9 protein-coding genes are annotated in these 12,665 nt (G+C 57.3%); 1 reads left to right on the top strand and 8 read right to left on the bottom strand.

Going from position 1 to position 12,665, the window contains the following annotated elements; translation table 11 throughout:
• Window positions 1-19: 19 nt before the first annotated feature.
• Window positions 20-619: a sugar transferase gene (locus AC53L6_RS06305; protein WP_496907543.1), complete on the bottom strand. Its 600-nt coding sequence runs from the start codon at window positions 617-619 to the stop codon at window positions 20-22.
• Between the two features lie 717 nt (window positions 620-1,336).
• Between AC53L6_RS06305 and AC53L6_RS06300 the strand changes: the two genes are divergently transcribed.
• On the top strand, window positions 1,337-2,452 hold the full coding sequence (locus AC53L6_RS06300) for a glycosyltransferase (RefSeq protein WP_496907212.1): 1,116 nt from the start codon (window positions 1,337-1,339) through the stop codon (window positions 2,450-2,452).
• Window positions 2,453-2,469: 17 nt separating this feature from the next.
• Here AC53L6_RS06300 and AC53L6_RS06295 read toward each other — a convergent pair whose 3' ends face one another.
• From AC53L6_RS06295 to AC53L6_RS06265, 7 genes are all read right to left on the bottom strand, one after another.
• The gene (locus AC53L6_RS06295) at window positions 2,470-3,816 is read right to left on the bottom strand and encodes a polysaccharide biosynthesis/export family protein (RefSeq protein ID WP_496907211.1); all 1,347 of its coding nucleotides are present in this window, start codon (window positions 3,814-3,816) and stop codon (window positions 2,470-2,472) included.
• A 49-nt stretch (window positions 3,817-3,865) separates the two neighbouring features.
• Window positions 3,866-6,043, bottom strand: a complete 2,178-nt coding sequence (locus AC53L6_RS06290; protein WP_496907210.1) for a GumC family protein — start codon at window positions 6,041-6,043, stop codon at window positions 3,866-3,868.
• A gap of 100 nt (window positions 6,044-6,143) precedes the next feature.
• Window positions 6,144-7,424 carry an O-antigen ligase family protein gene (locus AC53L6_RS06285; protein ID WP_496907209.1) on the bottom strand — a complete coding sequence of 427 codons (1,281 nt, stop codon included), beginning with the start codon at window positions 7,422-7,424 and terminating at the stop codon, window positions 6,144-6,146.
• Window positions 7,425-7,470: 46 nt separating this feature from the next.
• Complete coding sequence (locus tag AC53L6_RS06280) at window positions 7,471-8,259, bottom strand: family 16 glycosylhydrolase (RefSeq protein WP_299747986.1); 789 nt, start codon at window positions 8,257-8,259, stop codon at window positions 7,471-7,473.
• 183 nt (window positions 8,260-8,442) lie between these two features.
• Window positions 8,443-9,375 carry a sulfotransferase family protein gene (locus AC53L6_RS06275; RefSeq protein WP_496907208.1) on the bottom strand — a complete coding sequence of 311 codons (933 nt, stop codon included), beginning with the start codon at window positions 9,373-9,375 and terminating at the stop codon, window positions 8,443-8,445.
• Window positions 9,376-9,676: 301 nt separating this feature from the next.
• Window positions 9,677-11,440 carry a glycoside hydrolase family 9 protein gene (locus tag AC53L6_RS06270; RefSeq protein WP_496907207.1) on the bottom strand — a complete coding sequence of 588 codons (1,764 nt, stop codon included), beginning with the start codon at window positions 11,438-11,440 and terminating at the stop codon, window positions 9,677-9,679.
• A gap of 407 nt (window positions 11,441-11,847) precedes the next feature.
• Window positions 11,848-12,387 (bottom strand): hypothetical protein, encoded by a 540-nt coding sequence (locus tag AC53L6_RS06265; RefSeq protein WP_496907206.1) that lies wholly within the window; start codon window positions 12,385-12,387, stop codon window positions 11,848-11,850.
• Window positions 12,388-12,665: the final 278 nt, after the last annotated feature.

The raw sequence follows: 12,665 nt of genomic DNA, 5'->3' as shown, positions 1-12,665 counted from the left end.
GCGTGACCGGATTTTTCGATCATGAAGTCTCGCTTGAACGCATCGCCGCAGGTAGGGTCTTGGCAAGGATCGCCATATCAGATGCATTGCTGAAACGCTCGACATACAATCGATCGTAAGCCACACGGCGCCTGTAAGTGGTGCTGTTGCGTCCACTTACTTGCCAAAGGCCCGTGATGCCGGGACGGGAGCGCAGATAGAAGCGTCGTGATTTTCCGTACAAGCGTAGTTCGTCTGCCGGGACCGGCCGCGGACCAACGAGGCTCATATCCCCGCGCAGGACATTAAAAAGCTGTGGAAGTTCATCAAGGCTGAGTTTCCGCAGCACGTGGCCGGTTGCGGTGACCCGCGGATCGTCTTGTAGTTTTCTGGTCTCTTCCCACTCACAACGTACATCTGGATACCGCTGGAAATGCCTCTCCAGAACGTCATCGCCGTTGACGACCATCGTTCGAAACTTCAGACAGTTAAAAGGTCGATTGCCATATCCAACACGCCGATGGCGATAGAGAACCGGCCCCGATGACGAGGCATAGACCAACAGCATCAGCCCGAGGAGTAGTGGGGACAGCACAACCAGCATGGTGAGTGCAACTGTGACATCCATACCCCTCTTTATCGTTCCTCCGAGGGGCGTATCTCTGTTCCGGAAACCAGCCCACGCTGCGGTAGTTGCACCTCCAGCAGACGGGACGCGATGTTCAGGGTGGCCAGGTTCTACTTCGATCGATTTCATCATCTAGCATCCTTGTTTCTGGTCATCTCCGCGGTACGCCACCAAAACAAAATCGGATGAGGGGCCACTACCTTTTCCCCTCAACGTGTCCGCCGGTATATGCTGTTTTGCACAAACTGAGATTCAGACTGCTCGTCCCGACAATCCATGGGATTCGCGCAAAAAGCGTACGACAATTGCTGCGGTTGCAGTATGTCGGTTGTTGGTACAGGCGAGGCACCGCCGACGTTAACCTGCGCTTTCGCATGGTTTTCGCACATTCGGGCCATGTGCTCGGGCATCTGTTGCTTTTCAATCGATCACACTGCACGACACATCAGCACATTGAGAACCTGGGAACGCTCCTGATCGGGCCTTGTGACCGTATTTGTGATGGCGACCAAGCTCATCCGCACATTGTAGAATCAGTTGGCTGCCGGATGCGAAAAATGCCTTGAAAACAGCGCCATATGTGATTTTTTCAGCGGTACGCCTGTCTCCGAGGGGCTCTTGCGCCAGGATCAGGACGTTCGGTTGTCCAAGACCCGGCAGCACACTACGAGATGTTGTATGCCGTCCTAATCCACACGTACCGATATCTCCTGGCCCCGCCACCCAATCATGGATGTTCCGATGCACACTGCAGGTACAAAGACTGATCGCCCTCTACGCATTCTCTTTGGCAGCGCCCATCCGCATTTGCCCCAAATGTACGGCGGCGCACAGTCCAGTACGCATGAGCTTGTCAAACGGCTGCGGGCGAAAGGTCACGATGCGGCGGTGCTGGCTGGACTAACCGGAACAGGTTGGTTGGGTGTGCGGGGTCGCGTTCTCCTGAAGCTGACACGCGATGGCTATGTGCGCGACGACAGCCTTGGTTACCCGGTTTTTCGTGCTTGGTTTGCAGACAGGGTCGCGCGACGGGTTGTCCGGGACTTCGGTGCGGATGCGGTCATCTTCCAGTCGCGGCTTCCCGTTCCGATGGCACAGGCCATCGACCGTGAGAAAACCCGCACATTCATCTATCTCCGCAATGTTGAAAAGGAAGACCTTGGCGGCTCTATCCGCAGTCTGGCAAATCTTGGGTTCATCGCCAATTCCCGATTTACCGCGGAGCGCTTTGCCGAAACCGACGGTGTGCATGCCGACGTTATCTATCCGATGATCGAGGCCGAGAAGTATAGGGTGAACTCGACCCGCCAGAATGTGACGTTCATCAATCCGCATCCCTACAAAGGTGTCGACATTGCTCTCGGTGTTGCTGCGGCCTGTCCTGAAATCCCCTTTGTCTTCGTGCGCGGCTGGCAACTTCCGCCGGATCAGGAAAAAAGCCTGACCGCTGCTCTGGCCAAGCTACCGAACGTCACATTGCGACCGTCGACGAATGACATGCGCACTGTGTACGGCGAGGCTCGGATCGTTCTGGCACCCAGCCAGTGGCAGGAAGCTTTTGGTCGCATAGCCGCCGAGGCGCAGGTCAGTGGGATACCGGTGCTGGCTTCTAGGACCGGCGGTCTGCCTGAAGCGGTGGGGCCGGGCGGCATTATTCTGGACAAAGATGCGCCGATCGAAACATGGGCTGACCAGCTTCGGCATCTTTGGCACGACACCAGTGCCTACGAGCGCGCATCGAAAGCTGCCCGCGATCATGCCGCACGTCCCGAAATGGTGCCCGGCTGGCAAATCAATCAGCTTGTCGACATTCTTCGAGCGCCGGTGCCGGAACCTCAGCACTGACCAGCCCTCCGGGGCGTTCAGGACGGCGGAAGGCCTTTCTTGACGCTTTCGGCTTGGTCCAGTGCGGTTTTTGGATCAGCAGATGGGGCCGCCTCGACGCTCGGTGATGAGGTTGCCGGTTCAGAGAGCCTGCGCATAGGAATCGCGTCGTTTGGACTCGGTACGTCCAGCACGACCTCCAATACGTCACCGCCTTGGATGAAATCGCCCCGTCCAACAGGGAACGTCATCGGCCCCTCCGCCCCCTGCCGGGTAATCTGCAACTGCGGCGCAACGAGTGCGGAAAGCTGCACAAGTCCCGTGCCCGTTCGAGTGGCGTCAGCGAACAGCGCAGCGTCAGTTTCCATGCGAAGCCTGAGTTCTCCGATGGCCGCACGCTGATCCTGTAGTCCCTGTACCAATTCGCGACTGCGTTCGTTAACCAGATCAAGGCGGTCGCGGCGCGCTTCGTTGAGGCGCTGCTCAGCATTCAGTCGGGCGGTTTCCACTTCGAGCAGCCGCACCTGCTGATCCGTCACTTGGCGCTGAAGCGCGCTCTGGCGTGAGGTGGTCGACAGACCGCGTTCGACAAGACTTGCAGCGTCCCGAAGCTCGCCTTCCAGCAAGCCAAGTTGCTTTTCACGCAACTCTGCCTGTGCGTTCAGTCGAGCGATGCGTTCCCGCAGCAAAACGTCTAGATCGTCGATCTGCGCAAGGCTTGAACTAAAGGCCGATTGCCGCGCCGCCATAATTCTCCGCTCCTCCGCGATCAACTCAGCACCCAGCGACGAGGCCGTAAGCTCTTCGGGCGGGGTCATCTCCGTCTCGGCTTCCTCGGCTTGCAGACGGGAGAGTGTCGCCAGCCGCCGCAACAGTTCAAGCTCGCGAACCCTGTAGTTGCCTAGCGCATTCAACGCACTGCTTTCACCTTGTACGAAAGAGGTTCCCGGGCCGTCGATGCCTCCGGCCAGGCTGAGCGCCTGCAAAACGGTCAACTGCGGCGCATGGAGGTAGACACCTGGGGCGCGCACATCGCCCAGCACGTAAATCGGGGCAAATTCCGCAATGTTAACCACGACCTCAACATTACCGCGCAGACCGATACCCACCTGGAGCTGATCAGAGATCTGCATCGCCAGATCATCGGGTGTCATACCGGCCACTGTCAAAGTGCCTACAATGGGAAGCGTCACGGTTCCGCTTGTGCTGATTGGATAGGCCCCACCGACTGCAGGCCAGTCACTATAGGTCTCCTGAACCGGATCCCAGCGCCCGATCCGGATATCAATGACCTGTTGCGGTGCTAATGTATGGCCCTCGACAACCTCGGTCCCGGTCTGTGCACGCGACTGCAACGGCACAATGAGAGAAAGAGCTGTGATCATGAGGGTCGCAGCCACCGCCCGCAACTTGGTGCGCCAGAAAACCCGCACCTCACGCATTGATCTCAAGCTCCTCATAGCTGCCCGAGCTCATGTACTTCCGCGCGACCGTAAGTTCGGCATCCTCCAGCACTGTGGTGGAAAGCGCGTCGCGAAATCTCGGATGATCCGCCAGTGCATCGGTGACGAAATCCGACGACACCTTGCCCCAAGGTATCCGCAGCAACGTCGTATCATAGGCCCAGGCATGAGGATCTGACCGATATGCGTCTGCAATGGGACGCAGTGCAAGGAGGACCACATCGAACTCCTCGCGCAGACGGCGGGCGATCAGGCTGAAATCGCCGTCCGAAACATCAATGCCATCCACCACGCTACGAAGTGCCACAACCTCAAGACCTGTCTCGGCATGTGTCGCCGGCGATATCTGTGCCTCGTCTTCAAAGATCAGCAAAACGCGCCGCGCTCCACTGCGCGACAGATGCGCTGCAAGTTCGGCGGGCATAGCGCTTGGCTTTTCAAGCCCGGGCAGCAATGGCGCTATTGCCACCAGCCGCCCCTGGTTCTGTATCACGGTGCTATCGCAGGCTTGGGCCAGCCGCTCCAACGTGCGTTTGCGGGCATTCAGCGCGCCTTTGTCCTTGACGCTGCGGCGCCGGGGCAACAGCCCGGCGCAACGTAGCCCGGCATTTCGGCGCAGTTCAGATACCGTGCGGGCAGGCTTGGGCGAAATTTCCCGCAATGTCCCGATCAGGACACCGATCAAACCACCCAGAAAAATGCCTGCGGCCAGCATCATTTTCTTTCTCGGGCTCGAGGCATCGCGTGGGATTTCCGCGGGCGAAATCACCTTGATCGAAGCGATCGGGAAGCCCTGTTGCTGCATGGTGACTTCGAGACGCTGGAGGTAGTCGCGATAAACCTGTGCGTGGGTTTCCGCGATGGCTTCAAGCTGTTGCAACTGACCGCGCAGGGCAAGTGTCGACTGCGACCCGCCCGTGGCCAATTCAAGATCGGTCCGCAGGGATTTTTCCCGGCTGCGCGCGATATTGTAAGTGACACGTGCGGCTTCCGTTGCCTGCTCAAGTTGCACCTTAAGAGCGTCGCGCAGCAATTGCATCCGCTCGTTGATGTCCTGTGCCTGTGGGTGCTCACTGCCAAACTGAGTCACCAGTCGGCTATACCGCAAACGCGCATCAAGGTACTCGCTCCGAAGTGCTTCACTCGATGGCTCCAGCTGTCCATTCAGGCCAGGTACAGTGACAATCTCCTCCCCCTGTTTGGACCTCGCCAGAAGCGACTCCATGCTTTCAAGCTGTGCCTGCGCTTCGGCAGCGCTGGCCGAAGCGCTCACAAGCGCGCTGGCCAACTCCGATTGCTGCTGCTCTGTCAGCAAATCGCCGCGCACCTGAACCAAGTCGTTGGCCGCGCGAAATTCCTGCACAGCGGCGGCGGCTTCAATGCTTCGCTGTTCCAGAACATCCAACCGATCACGGAGCCACTCCTCGGCTTCGGCGGCAATTGCAGTCGATGTCGACAACTGAAAGCTTTCGTAAGCAATGCCATAACCACGTGCGATCATTGCGGCGCGGCGTGGCTCGAAATCGGAAAAACCGATCTGGATGACAAGACTGCGTCCCGCACGGGATACTGACAGGCGGTCCCGCAGTATCCGCACAGCCCGGTCGCGGTCAGTGACGGCAAGGTTGAAATCCAGCCCGCCTTCCTCAGCTGTCCCTCCATCGGCAGAAACCGAGCTTGACGGTGCGGGTGGTTCAGGTGTCAGCAGGTCCGCGAGGGTACCTGTCGCCTTTGAGACGAGCCCAAGCACCCGTTCGGTTATGCCGACTGGTGGCGACAGAAAATCCTCGTCCTTATCAAGTTCAAGCAGATCGACTACGTTCAGCGCCAAAACTCGGGAGCGAATGATCTCTATCTCGCTCTGTACGGCGGTGTTCGATCTGACGGCATTGGGAAGTGGCGAAACCTGGTTCAGCAGTTCCCCGCGCTCTTCGTCAAGAAGGACAGTCTCTACGGCAGTGTAGCGTGGCAGCGTACCCAGGATCATGAGGACTGCGACAATGGCGCCCGCCGTCGCCCACAATATCGTTAACCGGGCTTGTCGGCGAACGGCCCGCGTGATCGCACCCAGATCCAGACTGGGCTCCTCGCGGTCGCGGCTGAAGCTCCGCGCCGCTTCCCTTCTCCATGTGATATCACGTTCTTTCACGGGATGCGTCATCGCAGGTTCTCCAAAACCACTGGCTGTGCACGACTAAGGCAGGCAGTCGTGCAGGACTTTGTCGGAGCTTTTCGATACAGGCTCATGTTCATAGCACCACACTGCGCTGGGAAACGAAGTGCACCTCTGTGACCGACGGGAAAGCCCGTCGATGAACAGGCTGCGGGCGATCAAGAAGCCGCATCAGAATGAAGCTGACAAGGAAGGTGCCCACTGTGTGAGGCGTTACGAAATCAACCTCCGCCACGGAGCGGACCAGGAAAAGCACCGAGAGACCGAAAATCAACAATAGGGAGGCCGTGTTTTCGGGCCGCAAAGCTGCGCGCAACGGCAGTACAAACAGCAATATGCACATTCCCACAACAAGAGCGAGACCCACCAAGCCAACGCCCACATATGTCTCGATCAGCGCGTTGTGGAAATGAAACCCCGTGCGTGCGGTGATGTAGAATTCTTGCCAAAGCATTTCTGCTTCCGGGCGCCCGTGGGTCCAGAACGCGTTGTAGCCAAGGCCAAAAAGCGGTTGCTGCCCACCGATTTCAAGGGCCTGGTTCCACAGGTAAGTGCGCCCGGTCAGGCTTGTGTCTCGGCCGAACGCCGATAACACCGCATCAAATCCGCCAAGCAATAGACCGGCAAGGCCAGTTCCGAGACCGCCGATCACAATGATGAAAACGGCAGCGCGACGCAACCGGGGCGGCAAGAGCACGACACCTCCGATCAGAGCAATCGCACCAAGAGCAGCCATCGCCGACAGCAAGGATGTCGCGGAATCCGACATCCAGAGCATTGCGAATCCAAGCCCGGCACTGAGAAGAGCAACAAGCTGAACACTGCGTATGCTCTGAAAGATCCAGATCAGCGAGAGCGAGAAGAGAATTGTGAGCGTCGCGAAATAGCCCAGCTGGTTCTTTGACGAAAACGCGCCGCGAAACGCGAAATCACCGTCGATATAGTCGTATGAATAACCACCTTGCATGATCGAATAGATCAGCACCAGCATACAACCAATCATGCTGCCTAGCGCCAGGTTCCCAAGCGACACGATCCGCGCCGCAATCAAGCCCGCACCGAAGGTGATGGTGTATTGGATTGCGGCGCGCAAGGTGGCCCCGGCCGCGTCACTCCAGAGTGTTGAAAGCCCGAAAAAGAACGGCATGATTATCAGCAGCATGACTGGCCTGGGCTGGGCGAGCAGGATTCTCGGTGCGATTACGAAGGGCAGCGCCCAGCAGCCATAGAACGCGAGGATCGAGATCGCACCGAAATTCACCGAATAGGCAAAAACGAGCATGGACAGCACGACCGCTGGCACCGCGAAAAGCGTGTTCTCGGCTGGATTCACAAGGCGCGCCTGAGAGATCATCATGCACTTGGTGCTCCAATGCGCCAAAGCCAGGTGAGACAGGGTCTGCTCACAGCGATGCGTCCACGTCGGGATTGCACAGCACTGACTCATCGAAAGCACAGCCGCTGCCCAGCTCAGTGAACCCCATCCAGTCCACTTGTAATGTCTGCGGGGCAGACGCCGGATCGAACCGCCCCATCCAGTCGATCAGAGTGTCAGTGGACCATAGGCTAAGATAAATTTTCTGTGGCTCGTCCGGTAAAACACCGCCGCGCTGATCGCGGATCAGGGAGCCGTCGATAAACCAGCGAATACGGTCCGGTTCCCAGATAAAAGAGTATGTACGATACCCGTCGTCCTCCGATGTGCGATGCACCTCCTCGTTGGTGCTGCTCTCGGCCGTGTGGAAGTTCGTTTGCAAGGCGGGCTGGCGGGGCGCGATGAACTCAAAATCAATCTCATTATGCGGGCGCTCCTGCGGCGCACCGATAAAGGTAAAAAGATTGGCGTTCATCCCCTCTGCGTATGGAACCTTCATCCGTGCCTCGTAGGTGCCATATCCAAACCGATCGCGGGTCTGGATTTCGGCACAGCTCAGATCCCGGTCTTCCTTGGGATCCGCAGTCAGCGACAACAACAGCTTGCCGTTTTCAATGGCAACTCGATCCCGGTGCCATAGACAGCTCTGGTGGTCTCCATTGGCCCAGCCGCTGGAAATGAACCACCGGCTCTTTGCCAAGGTATCGAATGGCTCGAAGAAGGAGGTGTCCTCTTGCGCCGACCCGGCAAAGGGCATCAGCAGACAAACGGCAAGAGCAGCTTTTGACAGGAAAACCTGCCCTAGACGTCGACGCATTGCTCGCATTTTTCCACATCCATAAAAGCGCAGGGATCGCAAGGAAGTGCTCAAAAAATACCGTCCAGAGGTGGCGCGAACAAACACCAACCCCGGACATACGCGGCGGCTTGCCGACCTGAACACGATTTGGCCGCCTGTTGCCGCCAAGGGGCATTTGTTGCCTAGGTTTTAGGCATTCCCTTATTCCGTGAACCCCTGCCAGTACTGGCTCAAATCCTTGCCAAGAAGATCAGAGAGCCCCGCATTGCGGTCTGAAAGATGCTGACACAGATATGCGCGTGTTTTCGCTCGCATGTCTGAAGGCGGGTGATCTTGGGTAAGCACTCGTTCTGAAACAAAGCGAAACCAGCGCCGATATGCCTTGTGCCCGATACGCGATGACAACGGCACGTGCCGTTTGAAGTGCCGCGCATACCGATACCGGACCAGTAGCCTGCCCACACGGTTGAGACGCTGCAACGTCTCCGCTTTTGCCGGGTATCTTGTCCTGTTGTGCCAGGTCTCAACTGACTCCACCGACATGGGGGACAGGCCCAGAAATGTAGTCAAACCGTCAAGTGTGGCCTGTTGATCGGCTTTGAATTCCTCGAACAGAACGACATGGACACGCTTCTCCCCAAGAGCTGCGTAAAAGTTTCGCAAGCGTGGCGCATAGGTCGATCCCATAACGATGGACATCTCGCTGCTCAGGGCGGCTTCGAAGGAGTCGCAGGTGCGCCCGCTGCGCAGCAGGTGCCAATACTGCGAGAACGCCCGCTTGACCGGATCACGCAGCATGAAGATCACCTTCACCTTGTCATCGGCCGCTTTGATACGGAACGGGGCCACGTCGGACATAAGGTAGGTCGTGGTATCCTCGCCGATCAGCGCATCCTGTGGCGCGTCGGCAAAGCGGCTCTCATACATCTTTCGCATGGCCGGATCCCTTGGATGGCGCCATGATAAATCGTCCCCGTCAATGCCGAGGAAATCGCCATGGGCGACCGGATCGTCGGCATCGAAGAAATAGATCTCGTTTCTTGCGACCCAGGCGTCCGGATGCTGGTCCAGGATCTGATGAAGCGATGTGGTCCCGCACTTCGGTGCGCCTGCGATGATAAAGTCTGGCGTCATGAAAACTTCCTCGCCCAGCGGATGTTGCAATAGGTTGTTTTCACTGGTCCATGCACCAAACATAGGTGCAACCCCAACGATATCAGGTCGGCAGCAGACCGCCGGACAGGCCGCGCATATGCTAAGATTTCAGCCATTTCTGTAGTGAGAGACTGAAAACAGATTTGCGACCCTGTCCGTCCCAGCATGTTCCATGCTCACAGATCGGCGGACGCATCCGCAAAAGCGAACAGGGATCGTAAGTCACGTCTGATAAGGCCAGTGTGATGACAAATCCTTGATCCGGGTATCTTGAACGGCGTCACATCCAGATGTCGTAGACCTGGCTCTCATAGACGCCTGCCAATGCACCCGAAAAACCAGCGTTGTAGTCCGTTGCAGCCTCGTTTTCGACGTAGTTGGTGCGCACATCGTCATAGTCGCCATTCCGGGCCGGGCCGCCGACCAACGCCCCATGGAGGATGTAGGCGTTCGGCGCGGGGTCATCCACATGCGTTGTGCCTGATGCACCGCGATGGTGCGGATTCAGCGGAAAGTCTTCGCCGAAGCCGACAACAAAACTCTGCCCATCCGGATTGTCGCCCATCATGAAATCCAGTTGATCGGAGGCGAAATCCAGCAAATCCTCGACACGATCCGCATTGCCCTCGGGACCAACCTCAGCCAGGTGCTTCGCGTGCACTGTGGCCAGAAGCGATGTATTAGCCGCATAGCGGTTTGAGCCCCACTGATCGATCCAGGCCAAGCCATCATTGGTGTCCGTCCCGGGCGTGGTCGCGATGTCGTTCATCCAGTAGTCCAGATGCCGGTCCAGATCATCAATATAGCGCGCATCCCCTGTTTGCTGCGCCAGCAAGAGCGTGGTGCCGTTGCTCATATTGTCCCAGCCATAGGCAAAGTGGGTGTTCGGCTCCACGTAGTAGTCTATGGATTTCTGCAGATAGGCCTCATCCCCGGTCGCCTGATACAGCCAGTTCGCAGACCATGACAATTCGTCCTCATAGCCGCTCCAAGAATAGTAGAACTGCGCGGCATCGGTCACGGTGTCCGTGTATCTTCCTAAATATGTCTCGGAGAATTCGAACAATTGAACGGCATTTTCGAGTAACTCATCGGCGTAGGCCGTGTCGCCTTGCGCGCGAAAGAACATGGACGCAGAGGCCATCGCGGCGGCCGTTTGGGCGGTGACCTCTGTTCCGGGGTTTTCAGCATCAAGAGAATAGACGGGACGGTCCATCAACATGTCCTCTGGGGCGCCCCAGAAGGCATGGTCGTCGTTGCCATCCCCCACCTGTGCGTAGAACACGTCGTCCGACAGATCCGCGGTGCCTTTGTCGTCATAGGCACTCAGGAAATAGTCATTGAGCTGGCGCATATGGTCACTGAGCGCGTCATAGGCGTCTGTGTCTTTGTATCCGTCCTCAAACTCGAGCCCGCCCCATGCAAGGGTCGTCGCGGTGCCCGCAATTGGCAAACCGAACTTCACGTGATCGCCCGCATCAAACATGCCGCCCGACAAATCGCGCCCGACTTCCGCTCCGTCATCAAGCGTTGAATCCCAACGCCATGAAATAGGGTGATCGTCCGGCAATTCGCCCGCATAGTTGGCGTAGTAAAACTGCATGGACTTGTTCAGAACGGCGTCGTAGTCGGCTGCACCAAAGGGCGCACCGTCGTTTCCACCGACTGGAAGTGTGACGCCGTCATCATCCGTTGTCGGTATCTGGCCCGCGGGATCGGCGTCTTCAGGCACCCTGACCGTGCTGCCATCTTCCAAATTCGCATCAAAAACCAGGCTTCCCAGTTCCGAGGGTTCTCCGCCCACGGCCGAAAAGCCGAAAGTGATTGATTCACCGGGGGCGATATCGGTCGTCCAGCCCTTGGCCTCAAAGTTGGCCATATTGCCATGAATAGTCAGATCACCACCCCATGCACCACGGATCGAATACCCAGTGGTGTCAAAATCCAAAGACCAGTCTTCTATGATCTGGTCGGTTGTGTTGGTGATTGTGATCTTGCCCAGGAACCCGCCTTGCCAGCGATCGCCAACCTCGAAACTGATCATTGGGGACCCTCGCCTGATTCTGTTGCTATCACTTCACTCTGGTCGTCGCTGTCAGCGCCTGGCATGTGGCCGGGCACCATTTTGGTGTAATGCGCTGCCATACACATCTCCCCTATAGGTTGTATCACCAGTTGGCTTGTGTATGTCTTCAACGTTGGTGCTTAGCGACCATTAATTCCGCTCCTGACGCGGCTGCGCAAAAAGCCGCTGCTATGATTGATCATTCCCGCCCAAGTGGCTCAGTTTTTGGGCAGAACGTCAGGTCGGAGCTCGGATCGGCGCGATCCAATACCAAATGGCCCACGACCCAGTCTAGCAACGTGACCATGGCGCGTCGGTCTTATGCCTGTTCTGGGCGTGTGCTCACTCCAACTGTTGTGCGCCTCGAAAGGTTGGGGACATCAAAACTAGACACGGCGGAAGATCAGCAAAGCCCAGACAATCGTCACCGATGCGGTGAACTCGACAGCTTCCTCCAACAAAGAGACTTTGCGAGACGGCACGAGGTCCAAAAGAACGCCACAGGCCAAAAGAGCCAAATGAAGCAAGAGGGCGAAATGGAAGTCATCTTGCAGGAAGCGCCGGATGGGATCGCGTGCCTTGTAGATCACGGCCAGAAAGCCAATGAAGCCAAGCAACAGGCAAAGCGCGACGACAAGCGATGTCGCATCGCCTTTCAGCATCATCCTCAGCAGGATGATGGCAATATCATGCCCGCCATCAAACTGCCCGCCACCCTCCATTGGCGGCATCTCGAAATCAAAAAAGCGCGCCCCAAAACTCACTTCACTCAAAAACAGAAGAAGCGAGAACAACGAGACCCCGAGAAGCATCCGCACATCGCGTTTGAACGCCATGTCCCGGGTTGCCAAGGTCCAGAAAGCAAGCAGACTGGCAAATAGGAAAAGGGCCGCCGAGGCAGATTCGACCAAGCTATCTTCGCGCATGATCGAGGGACGGACCAACGCTGCGAAGAAAAGCAGACAAACGATTGCAGTTATTGAAAGCAGCAACACAAGGGACTGCGGGACGTGCTTGGCTCGCGCGACCATCTCCCCTCGCCATAACGTCACATAACTGTTTCGTTGGTGTGCTTTCATCACCTTACTCGAAGTGAATGCACTGTTGGAATTAAAGGCATGTGCCCTTGCGCGGAAGGCGCGGGCACTTTTGTATGTGTGTTTGGGCGGTTAACCGCGCTCAATTTTCTTGTCTTGCGGTCTTT

The organism is Tateyamaria sp. LSS28, from assembly GCF_059611725.1.
This window is presented reverse-complemented; position numbering and strand designations above follow the sequence as displayed.

Excerpts from the sequence above, each read along its gene's own strand:
- AC53L6_RS06280 (WP_299747986.1), bottom strand. The coding sequence starts at position 8,259 with ATGCGTCGACGTCTAGGGCAGGTTTTCCTGTCAAAAGCTGCTCTTGCC.
- AC53L6_RS06285 (WP_496907209.1), bottom strand. The coding sequence starts at position 7,424 with ATGATGATCTCTCAGGCGCGCCTTGTGAATCCAGCCGAGAACACGCTT.
- AC53L6_RS06275 (WP_496907208.1), bottom strand. The coding sequence starts at position 9,375 with ATGACGCCAGACTTTATCATCGCAGGCGCACCGAAGTGCGGGACCACA.
- AC53L6_RS06270 (WP_496907207.1), bottom strand. The coding sequence starts at position 11,440 with ATGATCAGTTTCGAGGTTGGCGATCGCTGGCAAGGCGGGTTCCTGGGC.
- AC53L6_RS06300 (WP_496907212.1), top strand. The coding sequence starts at position 1,337 with ATGGATGTTCCGATGCACACTGCAGGTACAAAGACTGATCGCCCTCTA.
- AC53L6_RS06265 (WP_496907206.1), bottom strand. The coding sequence starts at position 12,387 with ATGCGCGAAGATAGCTTGGTCGAATCTGCCTCGGCGGCCCTTTTCCTA.
- AC53L6_RS06295 (WP_496907211.1), bottom strand. The coding sequence starts at position 3,816 with ATGATCACAGCTCTTTCTCTCATTGTGCCGTTGCAGTCGCGTGCACAG.